The following is a 23,466-nucleotide window of genomic DNA, read 5'->3' as shown; positions in this document are numbered from 1 at the left end:
AGGGGGCGCCATGTGCGTCCTCGCCTTCGCCTGGCATGCGCATCCCCGCTGGCGGCTGGTGCTGGCCGGCAACCGGGATGAGCTGCACGCCCGCCCCGCCGCCCCGCTCGCGCGCTGGCCCGATCCCGATTCCGCCTTGCTGGCCGGGCGGGACCTGCGGTCGGGCGGCACCTGGCTGGGCGTATCGGAACGGGGGCGGCTGGCGGTCGTCACCAATCTCCGTGGCTTCGGCGATGCCCGCCCCGATCGCGTCTCGCGCGGGGCGCTCGTCACCGATCTGCTGCGCGGCGAGGGCGCCTATGCCGATCCGGCCGTGGCTGCGCTTGGGGATTTCAACCCCTTCAACCTGATCCTGGCCGATGCCGGGCAGGCGACCTTCCTCACCAACCGGCCCGAACCGGCGCGCAGCCGGCTGGCGCCAGGCATCTACGGCCTGTCCAACGGCGCGCTGGACGAACCCTGGCCCAAGACCCTGCAGCTCAAGGCGACCCTGCTCGACTGGATCGTCGACGGCGCCCTCCTGCCGCATGCGCTGCTCGATGGCCTGCGATCGGATGTCCTGCCCGATGTCGGGCTGATCGCCGCAGGCCCGTCCGATATTCCGCAGGAGGCGACGCAGTCGCCCGTCTTCATCCGCAACCCTGTTTACGGCACCCGCTGCAGCACCGTCGTCGCCATCGACGATCGCGGCGCGGGGCTGATCGTCGAACGCCGTTACGGCCCGGACGGCGCGGCCACGGGCGAGACGGAGCTTGGCTTTTCCTGGTCGCGATAGCGGGCGGATACGGCCTTCACCGCGAATTTGCGGCCGTAATGATTTCAATATTGAACCAATCGTAAAAAAGACGGATAGTGCCGCCAGCATCCGGCCAGGGGGGAACCTGCGTGACGGAGCCTGCATATGGGCGAGATGTCCATAGTCTTCCGGAAACGGCGTCTCGCATCGCGGGCGATAGCACCTTGTAACATTGCTGTCCCGCTACCGCCAATGCTTGCTCATTTCCGGCGACGATGCCGGAAAGTCCCTTCCTGGTCCTCATTTCCATTCTGAAGCGATTGCGTCCTTCCATCGGCCCTGCCGATGATCGCCCGGCGCCGTCCCCGCCGGGCCAGTGCCACGGTCCGCCCGCTTCCGGGCAAGCGTCTTCAAGGAGGAACGCCGGATGAGCGCCGAACATAGCAAGATGAACGTGTGGCAGCTCACGATCCTGACGGCGGTCAACATGATGGGCTCCGGCATCATCATGCTGCCCAGCAAGCTGGCGGAAGTGGGAACGATATCGATCATATCGTGGATCATCACGGCGGGCGGATCGATCGCGCTCGCTTATGCCTTCGCCCGCTGCGGGATGCTGAGCCGGAAGCCCGGCGGCATGGGCGGCTATGCCGAATATGCGTTCGGCAAGGGCGGCAACTATATGGCCAACTACACCTACGGCCTGTCGCTGGTGATCGCCAATGTCGCGATCGCGATCACCGCCGTCGGCTATGCGGTGGTGCTGTTCAACGAACAGCTCTCGCCGATCCAGACCTGCATCTGGACGATCGTGCTGCTCTGCATCACCACCTTCGCCAATTTCGGCGGCGCGCGCGTCACCGGCCGCATCGGCGCGGTCACGGTATGGGGCGTGATCATCCCGGTGGTGGTCGTGGCGCTGCTCGGCTGGTTCCGGGGATCGACCTGGACGGCGGCGTGGAACCCGCATGGCCTGCCGTTCGGATCGGCCGTCACCAGCTCGATCGCGCTCACCCTCTGGGCCTTTCTCGGCCTCGAATCGGCCAACGCCAATTCCGATGCGGTGGAAAATCCCGAACGCAACGTGCCGATCGCGGTGATGGTGGGCACGATCAGCGCGGCGGTGATCTACATCGTCTCCACCAACGTCATCGCCGGCATCATCCCCAATACGGAACTCGCCAGTTCCACCGCGCCCTTCGGGCTGGTGTTCGCCAAGATGTTCTCGCCCGTGGTCGGCAGCATCGTGATGGCGCTGATGGTGCTCGCCTGCGTCGGATCGCTGCTCGGCTGGCAGTTCACCGTGGCGCAGGTGTTCAAAAGCTCGGCCGACGTCGGCTATTTCCTGCCGATCTTCGGCAAGGCCACCCGCAACGGCACGCCGATCATCGGCATGCTGGTGCTGCTGGTGGCGCAGGTGGCGCTGGCGCTGATGACGGTGAGCCCGCAACTGGCCGAGCAGTTCCAGCGCATCGTCAACTTCGCGGTCGTCACCAACCTCGTGCCCTATGTGATGAGCATGGCGGCGCTGATGGCGATCCAGAAGGTGATGCAGGTGCCCGCGCACAAGGCGCTGATCACCAACATCGTCGCGCTGATCGGCGCGGCCTACAGCTATTACGCGCTGTGGAGCTCGGGCTCGGAGGCGCTGATGTTGGGCGGCCTCTGCATCTTCCTCGGCTGGACGCTGTTCGGCTTCGTCGCGGCCCGCTTCTACGATGCGGACGTGAAGGCCCATGTCGCCCATCCGGGGGAAGCCCTCCAGGAATGATCCTCGCCGGGCGGCCTCTCCCGGCCGCCCGTCCGTCCCTCAGCAGCGATGCGGAGCGTGAAGATGGCATATCCCGTTACCGAATATTTCCGGATCCTGGTGGTTGGCCATGATTTCGAGTTCGTCGCCCACATCATCGAGGAGGAGCTGCATTTCAAGGTCACGGTGGTCGACCCGGACGATGCGGCCGAGGCGATACGCGGCGGGGCCGATCTCGGCGCGATCATCGTCTCCCGCCCCGATGCGCCGGCCGTGGTCGAGGCGCGGGAGGCGCGGGGCCTCGCCATGCCCATCTTCCTCCTCAGCCGCCGCAACGAGGAGACGTTCCACGAACCCTTCCTGAAGGCGCTCGACGGCGTGGTGATCGCCGAGCTGGAATCCAAGGAATTCTACGAAAAGCGGCTGATGGCCGCGGTCGAGAAATATGCCGAGGGGCTGCACACGCCCTTCTTCGGCGCGCTGATGCAATATGATTTCGACGCCAATCGCGCCTGGGCCTGCCCCGGCCACCAGGGCGGCCAGTTCTTCATGCGCCACCCGGTCGGCCGGCTGTTCTACGAACATATGGGCGAGAACGTGTTCCGCGACGACATCTGCAACGCGATGGTGTCGCTGGGCGATCTGCTGATCCACGAAGGCCCGCCGCTGGAGGCGCAGCAGGCGGCCGCGCGCATCTTTCACGCCGATCGCACCTATTTCGTGCTCAACGGCACATCCTCGTCCAACAAGGTGGTTAACACCGCGCTGCTGCGCAGCAAGGACGTGGTGCTGTTCGATCGCAACAACCACAAGTCCAACCACCATGGCGCGCTGTTCATGGCCGGCGCCATCCCCGTCTATCTCGAAACCGATCGCAACGGCTTCGGCATGGTCGGGCCGATCGACTGGGCGGCGCTGGACGAAAAGACGATCCGCGACCGGCTGAAGAACCATCCCCGCCTCAAGGGCACGGATGCCTGGAAGAAGGAACGGCCGATCCGCGTCGCCATCATCGAACAATGCACCTATGACGGCACGGTCTATAACGCCCGCGCGGTGATCGATAAGATCGGCCACCTCTGCGAATATATCCATTTCGACGAGGCATGGGCCGGCTTCGGCGCCTTCCATCCGCTGATGAAGGATCATTTCGCGATGAGCCTTACGCTCGGGCCGGACGATCCGGGCATCATCGCCACGCAATCGACCCACAAGCAGCTTGCCGGCTTCTCCCAGGCCTCGCAGATCCATGTCCGCGACGGCCATATCCGCGATCAGCCGCGCCGGATAAACCATCGCCGCTTCAACGAGATGTTCATGCTCCAGGCATCGACCTCGCCCTTCTACCCCTTGTTCTCCAGCCTCGATGTCAACGCCCAGATGCACGGCGACAAGGCGGGGCAGGTGCTGTGGAACGACATGGTCGTGCTGGGGATCGAGGCGCGCAAGGCGGTGCGCCGGCGCTTCGCCGGCTTCCTCGATCCCTTCGTCCCCGATATCGTCACGCATGCCGGCCAGAAGGTGAAGTGGGAGGACGTGCCCACCGAAACGCTGGCCAGCGACCAGAGCTACTGGCGGCTGGACGCGGACGAGGGCTGGCACGGCTATCGCAACGCCGGCAGGAACCTCGCCATCGTCGATCCCACCAAGTTCATGCTGGTCACGCCCGGCATCAACGTGCGCACCGGCGAATATGAAAGCACTGGCCTGCCGGCGACGATCCTCGCCAATTATCTGCGCGACAACAACGTCATCCCGGAAAAGAACGATCTCAACTCGATCCTCTTCCTGATGACGCCGGCGGTGGGCGAGGGGAAGATGGCGATGCTGCTCGCCGAGCTCGATCGCTTCCGCGAACATTATGACCGCGACAGTGCGCTCGGCGATGTGCTGCCCAGCCTCTACGCCCGCAACACGGAACGCTATCGCGACTATACGCTCCGTCAGCTCGCGCAGGAAATGCACGATTTCTACAGATCGAAGAATATCAAGGAATTGCAGCGGCTCTGCTTCCGCCACGAATCCTTCCCCGAACAGGCAATGTCCGCGCGCGAGGCGAATGAGGCGCTGATCGGCGGCGATGTCGATTTCGTGCCGATGACGGAGGTGGGCAATCGCGTCGCCGCGACCCTGGCGCTGATCTACCCGCCGGGCATCGGCATCGTCGTGCCGGGCGAACGCTATGACGCGCGGGCGAAGCCGATGATCGATTATTTCCTCGCCTTCGAGGAAAGCGCCAACCTGTTTCCGGGATTCTCGTTCGAGGTGCAGGGTGTATATCAGGTCAACGAAAACGGCCGGACGCGCTTCTACACCTATGTGGTGAAGGAATGATCGAAGCGGGCGCGCGGATCGGATCGGGGGCGGACCTGGCCTGAGCGGGGAGGACGGATATGCATTGGCGGGCAATGGTCGAGGCGGATATCGCCCGCGTGGCCGATCTGGCGGAGGTGGTCCATCTCGATTACCCGGAAAATCCGGCCGTGTTCGCCGCCTGCTTCCGCCTCTATCCCGCGGGCTGTCATGTCCTCGTCCATGAAAACGGCCGGCTCGGCGGCTATCTGGTCTCGCATCCGGGCCGGTTCGATAGGCCGCCCGTGCTGGATGTGCCGCTCGTCGCCCTGCCGGAGCCCGCGGACTGCTATTTCCTCCACGATCTCGCGCTCGGCGCCGAGACGCGCGGGCGCGGCCTCGCCAATCAGGCGGTCGCGCTCGTCGTGGAGGAAGCGCGGCGGGGCGGCTTCCCCGCCATCGCGCTGATCGCCGTCGGCGATGCGCACGGCTTCTGGGAACGCCAGGGCTTCTCGCTGATGGGCGACGGCCTGCTCGATCCCTCCAAGGGCTATGGCCCGGAAGCGCGGGCGCTTATCCGTGCCCTCTGATCGCCGCCGCCCCGCCGGTCGGGGCCGGATGATATCGCCCCTGCAAAGGTCCGCCCGCCGATGACCAGTCCGCCCGAAACCGCGCCGTCCGCCGGCCGGAGCCTCGGCCTCATCGCCTGCAGCGCGCTCGTCGTCGGCAACGTCATCGGCAGCGGCTTCTTCCTCTCGCCGGCGGCGCTCGCGCCTTACGGCTATGTCGCGCTGATCGGCTGGGTGATGATGAGCGCGGTGGCGATGTGCATCGCCCTGGTCTTCGCCAGGCTCGCGGGCCTGCTGCCCGGCGCGGGCGGGCCTTATGCCTATGCCCGCCACGCCTTCGGCTCCTTCGCGGGCTTCATCGTCGCCTGGGCCTATTGGATATCGATGTGGGTGTCGCAGCCGGCGATCGCGCTCACCTTCGTCGGCTATCTGCGCGTGTTCCTGCCCGATATCCTCGGCGATCCGATCCTTTCCACGCTGGTCGCGCTCGCCGCGCTGTGGGGCGTGGCGCTCGTCAACATCCACAGCGTGCGGGCGGCGGGCCTCTTCCAGAGCATCGTCGTGGCGATGAAGCTGCTGCCCTTCATCGCCATCGGCACGATCGGCCTGTTCTGGGTCGATCCTTCCCGCCTGTTCCTGCCGATCGAGGTTCCGGCCGATGCCGCCGCCGGCAATTTCCCCGTGCTGTCGGCGCTGGCGGCGACGATGCCGCTCATCATGTTCGCCTTCCTGGGCATCGAATCCTCCACCGTGCCGGCCGACGACGTGGTCGATCCCGCGCGCACCATCCCGCGTGCCACCATGCTCGGCACGCTGCTCTGCGCGCTGATCTTCATCTTCTGCACGGTCGCGGTGATGGGGGTGGTGCCGCGCGAGGTGCTGTCGGTTTCCTCCTCGCCCTTCGCCGATGCCGCCAGCATGATGTGGGGCAAATGGGCGGGCTGGACGCTGGCGGGCGCGGTGGTGCTGTCCTCGCTCGCGGCGCTCAACGGATGGACGCTGGTGATGGCGCAGGTGCCGCTCGCCGCCGCGCGGGACGATCTGTTCCCGCCGGTCTTCGCCCGGCTCAATCGCAACGGCGTGCCGTCGATCGGCATCGTCATCTCGATCGGCCTGTCCTCCTTCGTGCTCTGTCTCCAGGCCACCGGGCTCAGCACGCTGATCGGCGTCTATCGGGAACTCATCAATCTCTCCACCACGGCGGAGATGGTGCCTTATGTCTTCTGCGCCGCGGCCGAAGGGGTGATCCTGGGCTTCGCCGTCCGCGCCAGGGGCGGGCGGCGGCGCATCCGCCTGTTCACCTTCGTCTCGCTCATCGCCTTCCTCTTCTCGCTCATCACCATCTTCGGCGCGGGCGCTTCGGCGGGCTTGTGGACCATGGTGCTGATGCTGCTGGGCCTGCCCATCTATGCCTGGGCGCTTCTGCGCCGCGAGGCCGAAGGCAAGCCCCCGCTCTAGGTGGAGAACATGCGGGGGGAGGTTTCAGGCCGCCGCCGGCGCGGGATCGCCCCGGCGCGGCCGGTGGGCGGATATGCACAGCACGACGCTGGCGGTCACCATCGCCATCGCCGCCACCTCCGGCCCCGTCGGCCACCTTTTCTCCCAGAGGAAGCCGTAGAGCAGCGCGAACAGCGTCTCGAACAGGATCATCTGGCCCACCAGGGTGAGCGGCAGCAGCCGGCTCATCCGGTTCCACAGCGCATTGCCCAGGATCGACGCCGCGATCGCGATGCCCGATACCACCGCCCCGAAGCGCAGCCATTCCGCCGCTTCGTGGCTCCGCGCGCCGATCAGCATCGCCGGGATCACCAGCAGCAGCGCCTGCGCGCCGGTGACGACGCCGGTCAGCAGGTTCCAGTCGGTGGTGGAGACATGGCCCGCGCGCGCCAGCCAGCGGCTGTTGTGGACGGCGAAGGTCGTCCAGGAGGCGAGCGCCCCGAACGCGCAGGCCAGGCCGATCAGCCCGTCGATGCGCGATCCCGCGCCCGGCGCCGCGATCGCCTGCCAGCCGATGCAGCTTATGCCGAGAACGCTCAACAGCAGCGACGGGGCGAGGCGGCCCAGCGGCACGGCGCCATGGTCCCGGCTGCCGACGATGGTGACGGTGACCGGCAGGAATCCGATCACCAGCGACGTCATCGCCACCCCGCCCCGCTGCACCGCGCTGGCGAGCAGCACGAAATAGAGGCTGTTGCCCAGCAGGCTGAGCCAGGTCAGCGCCCACCATTCCGCCCGGCCCAGCCCCTGCGTGACCGCGGCCCAGCGCGGCGCCAGCAGCAGGGCCGCGACCAGCCCGTAGGCGAGGTAGCGGCCGGCGGCGAGCTGCAGGGGCGTGAACTCACGCGCCAGTTCGGGGGCGATGAAGACGAGGCCCCAGAGCGCACCGGCGGCCATGCCGCACGCGATGCCGATCCCGATCCTGCCCGTATCCGCTTCCATGTCGAAAACCATTTCCCGCCGTTTCGTCCGCCATGGCGCGAATGCGGGCGGAAATCTTGATCCGGTCTACGGATTTCTGGGCCTGGTCTCGCGATTCTGGCGGCGATAGGCGGCGGGCGTCAGGCCGGTGGCGCGGCGCATCGCACGGGTAAGCGCGCTCTGGTCCGCATAGCCGGCGGCAAAGGCGATCTCGGCGATCGGCCGGTCGGTGTGGCGCAGCCATTCCCGCACCCGATCCAGCCGCACCCCGGCAAGCCAGGCGCGCGGCGTGGTATCCAGTTCCGCCCGGAACAGCGCGTGGAGCCGGCTGACGCTGACGGCCGCGTGATCCGCCATGGCGCCGGTGGTCCAGGGCGATCCCGGCGCGGCCTCGATCGCCGCGCGCAGCGCCGCCAGGCGGGAGGCCGGGCGCGGCGGCTGGCGGACCAGCGTGTCCAGGAGCAGCGGCACCCAATGGGCGACCAGCGGCGGCGCCGGATCGCCGTCCTCCGCCACCATCCGCATATAATCGACCAGCCGGATCGCCTGCGGCGGCAGCTCCACGAAGGGCCGGTGGGCCAGGCGCTCGCGCATGTCTGGCGGAACCGCGCCGGTTTCCAGGTCGAGGATCAGCGACCGGTTGGGCCGGCGGCTCATCGTCGCATGGCCGGTGCCGGTATCGACGAAGGCGGCCCAGCTCGGCTCGAGATCGCGGCCCTGGCCGGCGATGTCGAGGGTGAGGGTGCCGCTGATTGGCAGGACGAGCTGGGTGAAGCTGTGCCGGTCGATATCCGGGTTCACGCCGTAGCTGCGCACCGCGAGGCTGAAGCGGGGGGACATCGAAGACATGGCCCGCCTCCTAGACCAGCTGGCGGCGGGGGCCAATGACGGGCATGGCGCCTCATTCCAGCAGGTTGGAAATGACGGATATATCCACGCCCGAAAGATCGGTGGAGGTGCTGATCGTCGCCCATTCCTCCGCCTCCTTCTGGCGGACGGCCTGCGCCTGGCGGAAGGCGAGCAGCGCATCGCTGCCGACGAGGAGGTGGGCGGGCAGCGCGTCACGGCCGGCAAGGTCGACGATCAGGCTGGCGATCCGCGCGGGATCGCCGATCTCGTGCCCGGCATAGCCGCGCGTCATCGCCAGCATCGCGCCCACGCTCGGCTGGTAATCGGCGATGAGATCGGGCGCATGGCCGCCGGCGACGGCGCCCCAATCCGTGCGCATCCCGCCCGGTTCGACCGCGATCACCTTGACGCCGAAGGCGGCGGTTTCCTTAGCCAGCACCTCGCTGAAGCCGCCGACCGCCCATTTCGCCGCCTGATAGGCGCTGAGCCCCGGCGAGCTGATGCGCCCGCCGACCGAGGAGATGTTGATGATATGGCCCGAACGCTGGTGCCGCATCACCGGCAATACGGCGCGGCTCAGATTGACCACGCCATAGAAGTTGGTTTCGATCTGCGCGCGGAAATCGGCGTCGCTGGTCTGTTCGAACGGGGCGATATGGCCGAAGCCGGCATTGTTGACGAGGATGTCGACCCCGCCGAAACGGGCCACCGCCATGTCCACGGCCGCCCAGGCGCGGGCCGCATCGGTAACGTCGAGCGCGAAGCTGACGAGCCGGTCGCGATACAGCCCTTCCAGGTCGGAAAGCCGGGCGGGATCGCGGGCCGTGGCCACCACCCGATCGCCGGCGGACAAGGCGGCTTCGACAATCGATCGGCCCAGCCCGTGGGCGCTGCCGGTAATCAGCCAGGTTCGTCCCACGGCATTTCCTTCCACCACCGGAATGAGAGCGCAGTCACCCGCACCCCGGAAACGTAACGCCAGCCCTTTTCCTTGATTCGCCCCGGCCCGTTTCTCGTCCGGTGCCGGGGCGATCCGCCGGATATAGCCTGCCCCCGCCGATTCTCCCATCGGCGCGTTGGGGGCAGTCCTTTCGCACTGGCCGGAAGCGGGGTGAGGGGCGCTATTCGTCGAGGCCGTTCCGCCAGCCGGCGCCGAGCGCCTTCTGGATGGCGATGAAATCCCCCGTCAGCCCCGCCTTGGCCGCCGAAAGCCGCTGGCGGGCGGCCAGTTGCTGGCGCTCGGCATCGAGCAGGTCGGTGAGCGTGATGGTGCCGGCGCGGTAGCGATCGCGCGAAAGCCCGGCGGTGCGGGTGGCGAGCGCCTCGGCCCGCGCGAGCGTGGCGACCGCGATGCGGCGGTTGCGGAAGCGGGAGAGCGCATCCTCGGCATCGCGGAGCGCGGCCAGCACCGCGCCCTGATATTGCGCCTCCGCCTCGTCGCGCACGCCTTCGGCCTGGCCGACCCGCGCCTTGTTGCGGCCGAAATCGAGGAAGCTCCAGCTTAGCTGCGGGGCGGCGATGGCGGCGAAATCATCGAGATGGGTGAGATCGGAGAAGGATGTGCCGCCGATGCCGATGATGCCCATCAGGCTGAGGCGGGGGAAGCGCGCGGCCTTGGCGGCGCCGATCTTCGCCGTGTCGGCGGCGAGCGTCCGTTCCGCGGCGCGAATGTCGGGCCGGCGCCGGATGAGGGCGGCCGGATCGCCGATCGCGATGGCGGCGGGCGGCAAGGGCAGCGCGCCGGGCGTCCGCAGCCGGGCATCGAGCGTGCCCGGCGCCGCGCCCGTCAGGGTTGCCAGCTCGTCCAGATAGGCATCCTGTTCGGCATCGAGGCCGGCGACGTCGGCCTTCGCCTGTTCGAGCTGGCCTTCCAGCCGATCGACGTCGAGCTGCGAGGCGGTGCCGCGATCGCGGCGCTGGCGGGCGAGATCGACCATCTGTTCCAGCATCGTGATCGATTGCCGGGAAAGGGCGATGCGTTCCTGCCGGTCGCGCAGGTTGACATAGGCCTGCGCCACCTCGGCGGAGAGGCTGACCTGGGCGTCGGCCAGCCGCGCCCCGGCGGCCTCGGCCTCGGCGCGCGCGGCCTCCACCTTGCGCCGCTGGCCGCCGAACAGGTCGATCTCCCAGCTCGCGTCGAAGCCGAGATTGTAGAGGTTGAGATTGGTATCGCCGCTGTCGCCTTCGCCGCCAAAGTCCACGCCGGGCAGATGGGCGTGGGCATAGACGGCCTGGGCGTTCACATTGGGGCTGCCGTTCGCGCGCTCCAGCCGCAGCGCCGACCGCGCCTGGCGGAGCCGGGCCTCGGCGACCCTGGCATCGGGATTGGCGGCGAGCGCCTGCCGGACGAGATCGTCCAGCACCGCATCGTGCAGCGATTCCCACCAGCGGGCCAGCGGCGCTTCGGCCGAGAAGCCGGTATCGGCGCGCGCGAACGCCGCGCCGGGGGCCTTGGCGGCGGCTAGCGGCTGAGGCCCGGCATAATCCGGCCCCATCGTGCAGCCGGCGGCGAGAAGGGCGATCGAAAGCGGAAGAAGGACAGGGAACGGGCGCATGGCGCTCCTCAATGGGCTGCGACGGGCCGCCCGCCCTGGGGCAGGGGCCGGAGAAACAGGACAAGCGGCATGACCGCGACGATGCCGACCGAAAGGATCCAGAAGAGGTCCGAATAGGTCATCGTCAGCGCCTGGGCCTGGATGCTGGCCTCGATCGAGCGCATCGCGGCATCGGGGCCACCCAGCGCCTGGGCAAGCCGATCGACATAGGCCTGGACCTCGATCGAATTGGCGTTCAGCGTTTCCTCGATCCGCTGGCTGTGCAGCCAGACGCGCTGGTCCTGCACCACCGCCACGCCGGCCAGCGCGAGCGACCCGCCAAGGTTGCGGGCGGCGTTGTAGAGGCCGGCCGCATCGCCGGCATGTTCGGGCGGCACCGACCGGATCGCGGCCTGGTTGAGGTAGATCATCGAGAAGACGGTGCCGAGCCCGCGCAGGAGCTGGGAATCGACGAAGGTCGATCCGTCGGACAGGACGGTCAGCGTGGTTTCCATATAGGCGCTGACCGCGAGCACGGCGAGGCCGAACGCCACCGCGATACGGATGTCGATGGTGCGGAGCAGGAAGGGCGTGAACGGCATCAGCAGGATCACCGGTATGCCCGACAGCAGCACGATCTCGCCTGCCTGCAGCGAGTTGTAGCCGGAGATCGTCGCGAGGAATTGCGGGATGGTGTAGGACGTGCCGAACATCACCATGCCGACGACGATGACCATCGCGACCACGGCGCCGAACTGCCGGTCGAGCAACAGCGACAGCCGGATCACCGGCTTGCGCGCCACGAACTGGCCGATCAGCAGCAGCACGAAGCCGAAGGCGGACATGACGGACAGCCAGACGATCAGCGAGGAGGAGAACCATTGTTCCCGCTCGCCTTCCTCCAGCACCACGGTAAGGCCGCCAAGCCCGAGCGCGAGGCCGAATATGCCCAGCCAGTCGGCCTCGCGGATCAGCGAAAGCTGCGATTTCTGGTAGGGCATGGCGACGATCAGCAACGTCAGCAGGGCGATGCCGACCGGCAGGTTGATGAAGAAGGCATAGTGCCAGCTGATATTCTCGGTAAGCCAGCCGCCCAGCACCGGGCCGACCACGGGGCCCATGATGACGGTGGCGCCGAACATCGAATTGCCGATCGGCTGCTGGGATGGCGGCAGGCGGGTGGCGATGATCGTCATCGCCGTGGGGATCAGCGCGCCGCCGGTGAAGCCCTGGCCGATGCGGCCGACGATCATCATCGGCAGGGTCGTGGAAAGCCCGCACATCACCGAAAAGGCCGTGAACAGGCCGGCGGCGATGATCAGGAAGGTGCGCAGGCCGAACAGGCGGGTCAGCCAGCCGGAAAGCGGGATGATGATGATCTCCGCCACCAGATAGGCGGTGGCGATCCAGGTGCCCTCGGTGCCGCTGGCGCCGATTTCGCCCTGGATGGTCGGCAGCGAGGAATTGACGATCGAGATGTCGAGCGTCGCCATCAGCGATCCGAGCGCGCCGGCCGCCACCGCCAGCCAGGCGGCGGCATCGGCCTTTTCCGGCACGGCGGGGGCAGGGGCGGCGGATGCCATCAGCGCGCGGCCTTGCGGCGGGCGGCTTCCTGGTCGGCGATGCGGCGCTCCTCGCCCTTGGCCGACATGGTATCGACCTCGACGGTGACGGACAGGCCGGGCACCAGCACCTTGCGGGCATCGGGGCCGGCATCCAGCGCGATGCGGATCGGCACGCGCTGCACGATCTTGGTGAAGTTGCCGGTGGCGTTCTGCGGCGGCAGGATCGAGAATTGCGCGCCCGTGCCCGGCGCCACGCTTTCGACATGGCCGTCCAGGTCGACGCCCGGCAGCGCGTCCACCCGGATCTTCACCGGCTGGCCCACGCGCATGCGGCCGATCTGCGTCTCCTTGAAATTGGCGGTGATGTAGAGCGCCGACAGCGGCACCACCGACATCAGCCGCGCGCCCGGCTGGACGAACTGGCCGACGCGTACCGTCCTGTCGCCGATCCGGCCGTCGGTGCTGGCGCGCAGGATGGTGGAGCCGACATTGACCCGCGCGGTGGCGAGCTGCGCCTGGGCGACCTCGCCCTGCGCCGATGCCTGGCGGATCTGCGCCCTGAGTGCGGCCACGCGCCGTTCGGCCATCGCCAGCGCGGCATGCTGGGCGGCGGCCTGCCGGGCCGCCTGCACGGCCTGGTTGCGCAGGGTCGTCAGCTTCTCGCCGGTTTCGGCGCCGGTGGCGGCCAGCGGCGCATAACGATCCACCTCATGCGCGGCGAAGGCGGCCTGGGCGTCGGCGGCGGCGGCCTGCGCGCGCGCCTGGGCGATCTGGGCTTCCTGCTCGCCGATCATCGCGCGGACATTGTCGGCATTGGCGGCCGCCACATCGATCTGCGCCTGATATTGCGCGGCCTGCGCCTGATAGTCGCGCGGATCGATGCGGACGAGCGGCTGGCCGGCCTTCACGTCCTGGTTGTCGCGCACGAACACCTCGGCGACATAGCCCGATATCTTGGGCGCGATCACCACGGCATCGGCCTGGATATAGGCGTCGTTCGTTTCCTCGAGATATTTGCCGTAGAGCTGGTAGCGCACGAACCAGATCAGCACGGCCGCGACGACGATCGCCGCCCCGATGATCAGCGCGCGCCGCACGCCCGGCCGGCGGAAGGCGGGCAGCCGATCGGCCGCCTGACTTTCACCATCGCTCAACGGGTTGCCGGGCGCCGCGCCATTTCCGGCCGCACTCTCTTGCATGGGGAATCATCTCGCAATTGCACAAGGGGTAATGGCGGCCCCTTGCACCTGATCGCGCTATCAGGCAAGACCATATAGTATGCATACATACATATTCTGGCGGGATGCGACATGACGGTGGCGAGGGACGCGGTTTCGGCGGGGCTCCGGGATTTCTACCTGCGGACGCACCGGCTGCTGGACGGGCTGATGAAGGATACCGGCGCGTCCTTCGCGCGGGCGCGGCTGCTGGGCTATATCCATAAGGAAGGGCCGGTCCGCTCCACCGACATCGCCGAAAGCATGGCCTATGCCCCCCGGACGGTGACGGTGGCGATCGACGCGCTGGAGCGCGAGGGGCTGGTGCGGCGCGATCAGGACCCGGCCGACCGGCGGGCCAAATATATCTCGATCACCGATGCCGGGCTGGCGGCGCTGGGCGCGGCGGAACCCACCAAGCAGCGCTTCGTCGACAGCCTCTATCGCGCGCTCACGGACGAGGAGGCGCTGCAGCTCGCCCGGCTGATCGGCAAGCTCAACGACCGGCTGGAGGAAATACAGGCCGAATGCGCGGCCGAGCAGGCGGGATCGGCGGGCTAGGCTGCGTGGATTCCCGGCCGGAAGGGCTGCCGCGTTTCGGATCGCTGTGCGCCTGAATGGGAAGCGGGCATTTCTCTCCCCCGATCGTCCTTCCCAGGAAGGCGGGAGCCGCGGGTCGGCGCGGCTAATCCATGGGCACGGCTGGCTCGATTGAGTCGATGGCTCCCGACACAATGGATTCCCGCCTGCGCGGGAATGACGGGTTGGGGCGGGTTGACGGGACTTTCCTGCTCGCGCGCCGGGCCACCCCGAAGGTGGGCGCCGATCGGCGCCGGAGAGGCGTCAGGTCAGCGCGAGATAGATGATGGCGGAGAAGCTCGCCACCAAGCCGCTTGCGACGCACAGCAAGCGGAAGCCGCACTCCTGCACCACGGACTCATAGTGCTCCATGAAAGCACCTCTCCATTCGTCACTCTTACGGTGATCGCAGGGGGAGGGTATCATGTTGGCGGCCGCCCGCAAGAGGCAATGAACGACGTTCATTAAAGGGCCGTAATCGCTTTTCCTTTACGGAAGAGCTGCCGCGCGGCCGGCACGCCGGCGACGGCCGCCGCGGCGTTCTGCGCATCCATCGCCACGAAATCCGCGGCGCATCCCGGCGCGATTCCGTAGCCGTCGAGGCCGAGGACGCGGGCGGCCGATCCGCTCGCCATGTCCAGCGCCGTTTCCAGATCGGCATCGGTGTAGAAGCCGGAGCGGTAGCCGATCAGCATCGCCCGGCGCAGCATGTCCGCATCGCCATAGGGCCACCAGGCGTCGCGGATATTGTCGTTGCCGGCAAAGACGGTGACGCCGGCCGCGCGCAGGCGGGCGATGGGCGGGAAGGCGCGGTTGCCGGGCGCGTTGGTCATGATCGCGACGCCGGCCGTGGCGAGGCGGTCGGCGATGCGATCGACCTCGGCCCCAGGCACGTCGCCCAGCGCATAAGCGTGGCTCACGGCGACGCGGCCGTTCAGGCCCAGCGCGGCGGTGCGCTCCGCGATCCGGCCGAGCTGGGCGATGCCGCCCTCGCCGGGCTCGTGCAGGTGGATGTCCACCTTTGCGCCGCGCCGGTCGGCGATGCCGAAGACGATGTCGAGATGGCCGTCGGCATTGCCGTCCAGCGTGGTCGGATCGATGCCGCCGATCACGTCCGCGCCCTCGCGGATGGCGGCATCGAGGATGTCGGCGGTGCCGGGGCAGGTGAGGATGCCCGCCTGCGGGAAGGCGACCAGCTCGATCGCCATCCGCCCGGCCCAGCGCTCGCGCGCCTCCATCACGGCGTGGAGGTTGGCGAGGCCGGTGGTCGCGTCGACGTCGACATGGCTGCGCATCGCCATCGTGCCATGGCCGGCGGCGAGCGCGATCAGCGCCTCGGCGCGTTCCGCCACCGGGCGGGCGCCCGCCAGCAGCGCCTTCTCGTTGGCGAGCCGCTCGCGCAGCGTCGCGGCCGGCCGGTGCGGGTGCCAGCGATCGCCGACGAAGCTCTTGTCGAGGTGGATATGGCCGTCGACGAAGCCGGGCAGCACCATCCGCCCGCCAAGGTCGACGGTTTCGGCCGCCTGCCGGTCCCTCGGGGCGATGCCCACGGATACGAAGCGGCCCGCGGCCACGGCGAGCGTCGCCAAGCTGCCGTCGGCCAGCCGCGCATTGGTGAAGAGCGTGTCGATCACGGGGGCGTTCACTTGGCCTCGGCGGCGTTCCAGGCGGCCACCTTGGCGCGGGCTTCGGCCAGCATGCGGTCCAGATCGGCGCGGTCGTGCACCTCGCCGCGCAGGATCACGGTCTCGATCGCGCGGGTGGCGGCGATATCCTGCAGGGGATTGGCGTCGAGCAGGACGAGATCGGCCGCCTTGCCCGGCGTGATCGATCCGTAGCGGTCGAGCCGCCCGAACCAGGCCGGCCCGGCGCGGGTGGCGGCGGAAAGCGCGTCGGCCGGCGTCAGCCCCTTGGCGACGAACAGCGACAGCTCGTCATGCAGGCCGATGCCCGGATAGTTGAAGGAATTGAGGAAGCCCGCATCGGTGCCGGCGATGATGGTGACGCCGGCATCGCGCAGCATCGGCAGGGTGGCGGCCATGCGATCGAAATGATCGTGGCGCGCCACGATTCCGGCGGCATCGGCCTGGGCGGCGCGCTGGATGCGCCAGTCATAGGTCTTGCGCAGCTTCGGCCCGATATAAGCGAGATAGGCGTCGTCCGCATGGGTATCGCTGTCCAGCCAGGCGAGCACGCGGCTGCCGTTCAGCGTGGGGGTGACGAACACGCCCTTCGCCGCGAAGGTGCGATAGGCGGCCATCGCCGTCGCCGGATCGAAACCGGCGTCCAGCTCGCGGTTGGCCTCGGCCCGGTCGATCCGCCCGGCGGCAAAATCGGCGGCGATCCGCGCCTCGTCCTTCACCCCGGCCTTGAAGGCATAATCGAGATGCTCGATCGAGCTGATCCCGGCATCGACCGCCTGGCCGACGGTGAGCGCCATCGGGATATGGCCCGAGGTGCGCAGCCCCGCCGCCTTCGCCTGCGATACGGCATAAAGGAACAGCTCCGGCTTCAGCGTGCTGTCGGTGATCTTCACGAAATCGACCTTGAGGCCCTTCAGCCGGGCGATCGCGGCATCGACCTCCGCCTGCGATCCCACCTCCAGCGTGCCCTTCCAGATCGGCTTGATGCCTTCGATCTTGGGGCCGGAGGTGAGCAGGGTCGGCCCGGCCAGCGTGCCGCGCGCGATCTCGTCGCGCCAGGCCAGCACGTCATAGGGCATATCGCCCGCGCAATCGCGGATCGTGGTGATGCCGTGGGCGATGTAGAGCGGCAGCAGCGCCTTGTTTTCCTCGATCAGCTCGGGGCCGCCGCCGAAATGCATGTGCATGTCCCACAGGCCGGGGATCAGGAAGCGGCCGGTGGCGTCGATGCTCCGCTTGGCCCGCCAGCTTCTGGCCACCTTCGCGTCGGGGCCGGTGGCGACGATATCGCCGCCGCGCGTCACCACGGCCTGATCGGCCAGGGTGCGGGCATGCTCCACGTCCACGATCGTGGCGTGGCGGATGATGACGTCGCCGGCCCTGGCGGCGGCCTGCGCGGGGGAAACCGTCGCGATCGGCGCGGCGAAGGCGAGGAGGGCGGCGATCGCGCCGCGAAGCGTGGAGGACATCAGGCGGCTCCCGGAAAAGATATCGCCAAGCTAGGCGCGGGAGGCCATATTCACAAATTAGATGTTATCATGATCTCCATTAAGGTTCATGATGATGCCATGCTCGATCCCCGCCTGCTCAGGAGCTTCGTCGCCATCGCCGACAGCGGCAATTTCACGCTGGCGGCGCATCGGCTGAACATGACGCAATCGACCATCAGCCAGCAACTCGGCCGGCTGGAGGAGGTGCTGGGCCGCGATCTGATCGATCGATCCGCCCGGCCGGTGCGGCTGACGGCGGCCGGCGAACGGCTGGTCGGCCATGCCCGCCGCATCCTGGCATTGCAGGACGAGGCGGAGCTGCTGCTCCGCGATCCGGCGGGCACCGCGCCCATCCATATCGGCCTGCCCGAGGATCTGGCGACGGGCGCGATGGCGGAAGGCTTCGCGCGGTTCATGGCCGGCGACAAGGCGATCCGGCTGGACGTGACCACCGGCCTCAGCCGCGATCTCGCCACCCGCTATCGCGACGGCGAGTTCGATCTGGCGATCGTGAAGGAAATGGCGGCCGGCAATGGCAGCCTTGCCGCCTTCCCCGAACCGCTGGGCTGGTTCATCGGCGCGGACGATGCGCTGGTCGCGCGCGATCCGCTGCCGCTCGTCACCTTCCCGCCCGGCGGGCTCTATCGCGACCAGATGTTCGATGCGCTCGAACGGCAGGGGCGGCGCTGGTATGTCGCTTTCTCGGGAAGCAGCCTGCAAAGCGTGCTGGCGGCGGTGGAGGCGGGGCTGGGCCTGTCGCTGCTGCCGGTGGGCGCCGTGCGCGGCGCGGCCGTGCGCGAACGGCCGGCCTTCGGCCCCGTCGCGCCGATGGCGATATCGCTTTATGCCCGCACCGCCGACGGCGCGATCGGCGCGCTTGCCGACATGGTTCGCGACGTGCTGGCGGAACGCCGGGGCCGGTGATCGCGGCCGCCCGGCCGCCGCCTCATGCGTTCGGGACTTTCTCCCATGGTCGCTAGCGTGTAACGCTTTACTGCCAGATGGGGGACGGTCATGCGTTTCGGGGGCAACGGATCGACGCAATATACCTTGCAGAACCTGATCACGATGATCGTGATCTTCGGCATATTGCTGCTCCTTTATTATTTCGTCTGGCACAAAAGGGGGAAGGACGACGGCGATGAATGACCGGCCCGTCTTTTGCTCGTCCGGATACGCCCCTTGCTGAAGCAGCGCGGCCCGATCGACCGGGCGGTGGCGGGCGGACCGTTCGGCACCCTGCCCCCCCGGCCGGGATTCCATTGGGCGGACGGCATATCGCTGCTGCTGATCGCCCTGTTCGCCGCCGTCGTCTGCCGTTTCGCCTTCGTCCAGGATATCTGGATCGACGAGACCACCCAATTGTCGGGCAGCGGCCTGCCTTTCCTCAAGATGGTCCACTGGCTGCTCGGCACGCCCAAGGCGCTGTTCGTGGTGCCGGACGATCGCATGCCGCTGGGCAGCTATGCGCTGGACTGGCTGGGCGTGCACCTGTTCGCGCTGTCGCCGCTGGGGCTGCGGCTGCTGCACGGCGCGCTGCTGGTCCTCGGGCTGGTGGTGATGGCGGCGGCGCTGCGCCGGCGGTTCGGCCCCGGCTGTACGGCGATCGCGCTGGCGATCCTCTGCCTCAACCCGCAGATCGCGATGACGGCGCCGGAAATCCGCGCCTATCCGCTCTATCTGGCGCTTGCCTGCGCGATGATCGCCCCCTTCCTCGCCATCGTCGATCCCGCCTGGAATCGCGGCTGGCGCGCGCCCATCGCCGTGGCGCTGCTGTGCGCGGCGACGGTGCATGTCCATTTCTTCGGCGCGGTGATGAGCGCGTGCGTGTTCGTGGTGCTGATCGCGCGGCATATCGGCGACCGGCGGGCGCTGATCGTGCTGGCCGTCTCCGGCGCGCTGGGCGCGGCGCTCAGCGTGGCGGTGCTGCCCTTCATCGTCGCGGCCAGCGGGCAGGTGGATCATGCCGCCGGCGGCGGATCGATCGCCACCTATGCCATCTATGTCTCGCGCCTGTTCGTGGGATCGATCCACATGGTCTATCCGGTGGCGGCGTCGCTGCTGCTGGCAGGATTGGTGCTGGCCGGGGCCGCCGCGCTGTGGCGGCTGGCGGCGGGCGGGATGGAGCCGGCGCGGCGGGGCGCCTTCCTCTCCCTCGTGGCGGTCGTCCTCCTCGGGCTCGCCATCACCATCGGCGCCGATATCGCGCTGGATACGCTGAACGCGATCAAGCCCACCTACAGCTATTGGATGATGCCCTTCGCCGCCGCCGCGATCGCGGTGGGCCTGTCGGGGATGGGCCTGCCGGCGCGCCGCCCGCTGGCGCTGTTGTCGCGCGGCGCCGTCGCCGCCATCGTCGCGGGCGGGCTGATCGCCACCGGCCTGCTCTGGCGGCACGCGCCGCTCTTCGCCCATGGGCCGGGGCAGATGTTCGCCGAGGCGATCGGCAAGGATAGTGCGGCGACCCTGATCTTCGAGCCCGGCGATCCGCTGGGCTATGCCGCGCTGCCGACGCGCTGGCGCTTCCATGACGATGTGGCGATCTGGCAGGCGGAGCCGCCGGCGGGCGACCGGCTCATCCGCTTCGCGACCGGAAGCCCGCTGTTCGGCGCGACCGCGCCGGCCGCCGCCGTGATCGATGCCGGCGCGCCCGCGATCCTGGTCGGCCGCGTGGCGGCGGGTTCCTATCGCGACGTGCGCGCGGCGATCGACGGCCATCCCCGCCATCTGGAGGCAGGGCCGATCGCCGGCCGCCTCGCCGCCGATCCCCGGTGGGAATTGGTGGAGGAACGCGAAAGCCAGGGGCTGTTCATCGCCCGCATCTGGCGATTCCGGGCGCGTCCCGCCACCAAATGAACGAAATTCAAAGGAAATCCGGCTAGGGACGCCGATCGGCGGCCCGGATGCGTTCTGGGCTTGACCGCGGGCGCGTGGCGGGGGAATTTTTGCTTTGCAGCATAGGATGCGGGCGGACGGACGCCAAAGCGGCAATTCGGCGGAGAAATCGAGTGCTTGACGTATCATCCGAAGGCGATCGCCGGATCGACATGGGCCGCGCGGCGCGCCGCCCGATCGAGCTTGCCGTCATCGTCCCCACCTATAATGAGCGCGAGAATGTCGGCAGGCTATACGGCCTTCTCGAAGATGCGCTGCAGGGCGTGCGGTGGGAGATGATCGTCGTCGACGACGATTCGCCCGATGGCACCGCCGAATTCGTCCGCGAGATGTCGATCGACAACCAGAATGTCCGCGCCATCCAGCGCGTCGGCCGGCGCGGGCTTTCCACCGCGGTGATCGAAGGCATGCTGGCGACGGGCGCCACCAAGCTCGCCGTGATCGATGCCGATCTGCAGCATGACGAACGCAAGCTGCCCGAGATGCTCGATCTGCTGCGCAGCGGCCAATATGATATCGTCGTCGGATCGCGCTACACCGATGGCGGCGGCCTCGGCGAATGGGACAGCAAGCGCGCGCGGATGAGCCAGTTCGCCACCCGGCTCGCCGGCCTGGTCCTCAAATCGGACCTGAAGGACCCGATGAGCGGCTTCTTCATGATCAACCGCGACGCCTTCGAACGCACGATGCGCGGGCTTTCGGGCGAAGGCTACAAGATCCTGCTCGATCTGTTCGCCTCGGCCGATCCGCCGCTGCGCTTCGCCGAGGTGCCCTATGAGTTCCGCACCCGCCAGCATGGCGAAAGCAAGCTCGATAGCGCGGTATTGTGGGAATATCTCGTCCTCATCGTCGACAAGCTGGTCGGCCGTTTCATCCCGGCCCGGCTGCTCCTGTTCGCGCTGGTCGGCGGATCGGGCGTGGTGGTGCACTTCGCCACCTTCGCCGCCTTGTATTTCGGGCTGAAATCCACCTTCGTGGCGGCGCAGACGGTGGCGACGGTGGTCGCGATGACGACCAACTACGTCTTCAACAACATCCTCACCTATCGCGACAAGCGGAAGAAGGGGTGGAGCTTCCTGACCGGCCTGATCGCCTTCTATGCCATCTGCGGCATCGGCGTGATCGGCAATGTCGGCGTCGCCAACATCATGTATACCGAGAAGTTCACCTGGTGGCTTTCCTCGGCGGCCGGCATCGTCATCGGCACGCTGTGGAATTATTCGGCGTCGTCGCTGTTCGTCTGGAAGAAGAAATAGGCCGGATCGCGGCCGCCCCGGCAGATGCGGGAGCGGCCGCGAAATCCCTTCAGATCACCAGGTTGGGCGGGCGGCCGCTGCGCATGATGCGGATCTGCTCGCCGAAACGGCTGGCGAGATGCTGGTGGGCGGATTGCGCATCGCGCGCCTTGGCCGTCTTCGCGGCGGCGCATTCCTCGATATAGCGACGCCAGATGAAATCGCGGTCGATACCCATTTAGGCCTCCTTGCCAGATGGGGCGCCCGGCGCGGACGCCCGGTCGGATCTCATGGCAGCACCATGCCACAGCGAACGGACGAGCGCGAATCCGTCCGTCCGGCATGCGGGGCGGGCCGCCCCCGGCGTTGCGCGCCGCGCCGCGCGCCGCCATAAGCGGCAGCGATGGACAATTATCTCGCGCTGATCCGCCGCATCCTCGACGAAGGCACGCCCCAGGCCGACCGCACCGGCGTGGGCACCCTTTCGGTGTTCGGGCACCAGATGCGCTGGGATCTGGCGGCGGGATTCCCGCTCGTCACCACCAAGAAGCTGCACCTGCGCTCGATCATCATCGAGCTTCTCTGGTTCCTGCGCGGCGATACCAACATCGCCTGGCTCAAGGACCGGAAGGTCAGCATCTGGGACGAATGGGCGGACGCGAACGGCGATCTCGGCCCCGTCTACGGCAAGCAGTGGCGCGACTGGGAAGGGCCGGGCGGCGTGCATGTCGACCAGATCGCCGCGCTGATCGATCTCATCAACCGCGATCCCGGATCGCGCCGCCAGATCGTGACGGCGTGGAACCCGGCGGACCTGCCCCGGATGGCGCTTTCCCCCTGCCATTGCCTGTTCCAGACGCACGTCGCCAACGGCCGGCTCAGCCTCCAGCTCTACCAGCGGAGCTGCGACGTGTTCCTGGGCGTGCCGTTCAACATCGCTTCCTATGCGCTCCTCACCCACATGCTCGCCCAGCAATGCGGGCTGGAGCCGGGCGAGTTCATCTGGACCGGCGGCGATTGCCACCTTTATTCCAACCATCTCGATCAGGCGCGCGAGCAGCTGGGCCGCGATCCCCGGCCGCTGCCGAGGCTGGAGATCCGGCGCCGGCCGCCTTCGATCGACGCCTATGAATATGAGGATTTCGCCTTCGTGGATTATGATCCGCACCCGCATATCGCGGCGCCGGTGGCGATATGAGCCGGCCGCGCATCACCTTCTACGTCGCGCGGGCCGATAATGGCGTGATCGGGCGCGACGGCCGGTTGCCCTGGCGGCTGCCGGAGGACCTGAAGCGGTTCAAGGCCATGACCATGGGCAAGCCGATGGTGATGGGGCGCAAGACCTTCGAGAGCTTTCCCAAGCCGCTGCCCGGCCGCCGCCATATCGTGCTGACGCGCGATCCGGCCTGGGCGGCGGACGGCGCGGAAGTCGCCCATTCGGTCGATCAGGCGATCGCGCTTGCCGGCGATGTGGAGGAGGTGGCCGTGATCGGCGGGGCGGAGATCTACGCGCTCTTCATGCCGCAAGCGGACCGGATCGAGCTGACCGAGGTGCACCGCACCGTGGAGGGGGATACGAAGATGCCGCCGCTCGGCGCCGGCTGGCGGGTCGCGAACCGCGAAATGGGCGGCCCCGATTTCGATTTCGTGACGATCGAGCGCAACCGCTGATTGTGCCGGCGCGCCCGCTTTCC

Annotated in this window: 21 protein-coding genes; 12 read left to right on the top strand and 9 right to left on the bottom strand. The window is 68.1% G+C overall.

The genetic code is table 11. The features are described 5' to 3' along the window. Positions 1 to 10: 10 nt before the first annotated feature. From CV103_RS14265 to CV103_RS14245, 5 genes are all read left to right on the top strand, one after another. Positions 11 to 775 carry an NRDE family protein gene (locus tag CV103_RS14265; protein WP_107395315.1) on the top strand — a complete coding sequence of 255 codons (765 nt, stop codon included), beginning with the start codon at positions 11 to 13 and terminating at the stop codon, positions 773 to 775. A 388-nt stretch (positions 776 to 1,163) separates the two neighbouring features. After that, positions 1,164 to 2,507 carry a putrescine-ornithine antiporter gene (gene potE, locus CV103_RS14260; RefSeq protein ID WP_107395314.1) on the top strand — a complete coding sequence of 448 codons (1,344 nt, stop codon included), beginning with the start codon at positions 1,164 to 1,166 and terminating at the stop codon, positions 2,505 to 2,507. Positions 2,508 to 2,570: 63 nt separating this feature from the next. Further along, complete coding sequence (speC, locus tag CV103_RS14255; protein ID WP_245896847.1) at positions 2,571 to 4,820, top strand: ornithine decarboxylase; 2,250 nt, start codon at positions 2,571 to 2,573, stop codon at positions 4,818 to 4,820. Between the two features lie 59 nt (positions 4,821 to 4,879). Next, positions 4,880 to 5,368, top strand: a complete 489-nt coding sequence (locus CV103_RS14250; protein WP_107395313.1) for a GNAT family N-acetyltransferase — start codon at positions 4,880 to 4,882, stop codon at positions 5,366 to 5,368. A gap of 60 nt (positions 5,369 to 5,428) precedes the next feature. After that, positions 5,429 to 6,805, top strand: coding sequence for an amino acid permease (locus tag CV103_RS14245; protein ID WP_070935266.1), 1,377 nt, complete (start codon positions 5,429 to 5,431; stop codon positions 6,803 to 6,805). A gap of 24 nt (positions 6,806 to 6,829) precedes the next feature. Here CV103_RS14245 and CV103_RS14240 read toward each other — a convergent pair whose 3' ends face one another. The 6 genes from CV103_RS14240 to CV103_RS14215 form a co-directional block, all read right to left on the bottom strand. Next, positions 6,830 to 7,798, bottom strand: a complete 969-nt coding sequence (locus tag CV103_RS14240) for a DMT family transporter (RefSeq protein ID WP_211314403.1) — start codon at positions 7,796 to 7,798, stop codon at positions 6,830 to 6,832. A gap of 54 nt (positions 7,799 to 7,852) precedes the next feature. Further along, positions 7,853 to 8,614 carry a helix-turn-helix transcriptional regulator gene (locus CV103_RS14235; protein WP_015458703.1) on the bottom strand — a complete coding sequence of 254 codons (762 nt, stop codon included), beginning with the start codon at positions 8,612 to 8,614 and terminating at the stop codon, positions 7,853 to 7,855. 52 nt (positions 8,615 to 8,666) lie between these two features. After that, a complete protein-coding gene (locus tag CV103_RS14230; protein ID WP_107395333.1) occupies positions 8,667 to 9,533 on the bottom strand; it encodes an SDR family NAD(P)-dependent oxidoreductase in 867 nt (288 codons plus the stop codon). A gap of 202 nt (positions 9,534 to 9,735) precedes the next feature. Beyond that, positions 9,736 to 11,169 (bottom strand): efflux transporter outer membrane subunit, encoded by a 1,434-nt coding sequence (locus CV103_RS14225; protein ID WP_107395312.1) that lies wholly within the window; start codon positions 11,167 to 11,169, stop codon positions 9,736 to 9,738. A gap of 8 nt (positions 11,170 to 11,177) precedes the next feature. Further along, a complete protein-coding gene (locus CV103_RS14220) occupies positions 11,178 to 12,731 on the bottom strand; it encodes an MDR family MFS transporter (protein WP_107395311.1) in 1,554 nt (517 codons plus the stop codon). After that, positions 12,731 to 13,912: an HlyD family secretion protein gene (locus tag CV103_RS14215; protein WP_107395310.1), complete on the bottom strand. Its 1,182-nt coding sequence runs from the start codon at positions 13,910 to 13,912 to the stop codon at positions 12,731 to 12,733. Before CV103_RS14215 ends, CV103_RS14220 begins: the two co-directional genes overlap by 1 nt. A 111-nt stretch (positions 13,913 to 14,023) precedes the next feature. Between CV103_RS14215 and CV103_RS14210 the strand changes: the two genes are divergently transcribed. Continuing rightward, positions 14,024 to 14,491 (top strand): MarR family winged helix-turn-helix transcriptional regulator, encoded by a 468-nt coding sequence (locus tag CV103_RS14210; RefSeq protein ID WP_107395309.1) that lies wholly within the window; start codon positions 14,024 to 14,026, stop codon positions 14,489 to 14,491. Between the two features lie 482 nt (positions 14,492 to 14,973). Here the strand turns inward: CV103_RS14210 and CV103_RS14200 are convergent, their stop codons facing one another. Both CV103_RS14200 and CV103_RS14195 read right to left on the bottom strand, forming a co-directional pair. Further along, positions 14,974 to 16,143, bottom strand: coding sequence for an amidohydrolase family protein (locus CV103_RS14200; RefSeq protein WP_107395332.1), 1,170 nt, complete (start codon positions 16,141 to 16,143; stop codon positions 14,974 to 14,976). A gap of 8 nt (positions 16,144 to 16,151) precedes the next feature. Beyond that, positions 16,152 to 17,621: an amidohydrolase family protein gene (locus tag CV103_RS14195; protein WP_107395308.1), complete on the bottom strand. Its 1,470-nt coding sequence runs from the start codon at positions 17,619 to 17,621 to the stop codon at positions 16,152 to 16,154. A gap of 99 nt (positions 17,622 to 17,720) precedes the next feature. On the opposite strand from CV103_RS14195, the gene CV103_RS14190 reads away from it, so the two are divergent. From CV103_RS14190 to CV103_RS14180, 4 genes are all read left to right on the top strand, one after another. After that, a complete protein-coding gene (locus tag CV103_RS14190) occupies positions 17,721 to 18,566 on the top strand; it encodes a LysR family transcriptional regulator (protein WP_211314402.1) in 846 nt (281 codons plus the stop codon). 90 nt (positions 18,567 to 18,656) lie between these two features. Next, the gene (locus tag CV103_RS23090) at positions 18,657 to 18,791 is read left to right on the top strand and encodes a hypothetical protein (RefSeq protein ID WP_269078664.1); all 135 of its coding nucleotides are present in this window, start codon (positions 18,657 to 18,659) and stop codon (positions 18,789 to 18,791) included. Between the two features lie 33 nt (positions 18,792 to 18,824). Next, a complete protein-coding gene (locus tag CV103_RS14185) occupies positions 18,825 to 20,498 on the top strand; it encodes a hypothetical protein (protein WP_107395306.1) in 1,674 nt (557 codons plus the stop codon). Positions 20,499 to 20,650: 152 nt separating this feature from the next. Beyond that, a complete protein-coding gene (locus CV103_RS14180) occupies positions 20,651 to 21,793 on the top strand; it encodes a glycosyltransferase (RefSeq protein WP_107395305.1) in 1,143 nt (380 codons plus the stop codon). 49 nt (positions 21,794 to 21,842) lie between these two features. Here CV103_RS14180 and CV103_RS22490 read toward each other — a convergent pair whose 3' ends face one another. Next, on the bottom strand, positions 21,843 to 22,010 hold the full coding sequence (locus CV103_RS22490) for a hypothetical protein (protein WP_170112642.1): 168 nt from the start codon (positions 22,008 to 22,010) through the stop codon (positions 21,843 to 21,845). Between the two features lie 165 nt (positions 22,011 to 22,175). Here CV103_RS22490 and CV103_RS14175 point away from each other — a divergent pair, with 165 nt between their 5' ends. Together CV103_RS14175 and CV103_RS14170 are read left to right on the top strand one after the other, a co-directional pair. After that, positions 22,176 to 22,970, top strand: coding sequence for a thymidylate synthase (locus CV103_RS14175; protein WP_015458691.1), 795 nt, complete (start codon positions 22,176 to 22,178; stop codon positions 22,968 to 22,970). After that, positions 22,967 to 23,443 (top strand): dihydrofolate reductase, encoded by a 477-nt coding sequence (locus CV103_RS14170; protein WP_070935255.1) that lies wholly within the window; start codon positions 22,967 to 22,969, stop codon positions 23,441 to 23,443. The genes CV103_RS14175 and CV103_RS14170 overlap by 4 nt, the downstream gene beginning before the upstream one ends. Positions 23,444 to 23,466: the final 23 nt, after the last annotated feature.

This window comes from Edaphosphingomonas fennica (assembly GCF_003034225.1).
GTDB lineage: Bacteria > Pseudomonadota > Alphaproteobacteria > Sphingomonadales > Sphingomonadaceae > Sphingomonas_E > Sphingomonas_E fennica.
The sequence above is the reverse complement of the archived record's forward strand: the minus strand, read 5'-3'. Positions and strand labels throughout refer to the sequence as shown.

What these genes read in the sequence shown, in the direction of transcription:
- CV103_RS14190 (WP_211314402.1), top strand. Translation starts at nt 17,721, where the DNA reads ATGCTCGATCCCCGCCTGCTCAGGAGCTTCGTCGCCATCGCCGACAGC.
- potE (WP_107395314.1), top strand. Translation starts at nt 1,164, where the DNA reads ATGAGCGCCGAACATAGCAAGATGAACGTGTGGCAGCTCACGATCCTG.
- CV103_RS14225 (WP_107395312.1), bottom strand. Translation starts at nt 11,169, where the DNA reads ATGCGCCCGTTCCCTGTCCTTCTTCCGCTTTCGATCGCCCTTCTCGCC.
- CV103_RS14215 (WP_107395310.1), bottom strand. Translation starts at nt 13,912, where the DNA reads ATGCAAGAGAGTGCGGCCGGAAATGGCGCGGCGCCCGGCAACCCGTTG.
- CV103_RS14240 (WP_211314403.1), bottom strand. Translation starts at nt 7,798, where the DNA reads ATGGTTTTCGACATGGAAGCGGATACGGGCAGGATCGGGATCGGCATC.
- CV103_RS23090 (WP_269078664.1), top strand. Translation starts at nt 18,657, where the DNA reads ATGCGTTTCGGGGGCAACGGATCGACGCAATATACCTTGCAGAACCTG.
- CV103_RS14265 (WP_107395315.1), top strand. Translation starts at nt 11, where the DNA reads ATGTGCGTCCTCGCCTTCGCCTGGCATGCGCATCCCCGCTGGCGGCTG.
- CV103_RS14195 (WP_107395308.1), bottom strand. Translation starts at nt 17,621, where the DNA reads ATGTCCTCCACGCTTCGCGGCGCGATCGCCGCCCTCCTCGCCTTCGCC.
- CV103_RS14250 (WP_107395313.1), top strand. Translation starts at nt 4,880, where the DNA reads ATGCATTGGCGGGCAATGGTCGAGGCGGATATCGCCCGCGTGGCCGAT.
- CV103_RS14220 (WP_107395311.1), bottom strand. Translation starts at nt 12,731, where the DNA reads ATGGCATCCGCCGCCCCTGCCCCCGCCGTGCCGGAAAAGGCCGATGCC.
- CV103_RS14245 (WP_070935266.1), top strand. Translation starts at nt 5,429, where the DNA reads ATGACCAGTCCGCCCGAAACCGCGCCGTCCGCCGGCCGGAGCCTCGGC.
- CV103_RS14175 (WP_015458691.1), top strand. Translation starts at nt 22,176, where the DNA reads ATGGACAATTATCTCGCGCTGATCCGCCGCATCCTCGACGAAGGCACG.
- CV103_RS22490 (WP_170112642.1), bottom strand. Translation starts at nt 22,010, where the DNA reads ATGGGTATCGACCGCGATTTCATCTGGCGTCGCTATATCGAGGAATGC.
- CV103_RS14235 (WP_015458703.1), bottom strand. Translation starts at nt 8,614, where the DNA reads ATGTCTTCGATGTCCCCCCGCTTCAGCCTCGCGGTGCGCAGCTACGGC.
- CV103_RS14210 (WP_107395309.1), top strand. Translation starts at nt 14,024, where the DNA reads ATGACGGTGGCGAGGGACGCGGTTTCGGCGGGGCTCCGGGATTTCTAC.
- speC (WP_245896847.1), top strand. Translation starts at nt 2,571, where the DNA reads ATGGCATATCCCGTTACCGAATATTTCCGGATCCTGGTGGTTGGCCAT.
- CV103_RS14170 (WP_070935255.1), top strand. Translation starts at nt 22,967, where the DNA reads ATGAGCCGGCCGCGCATCACCTTCTACGTCGCGCGGGCCGATAATGGC.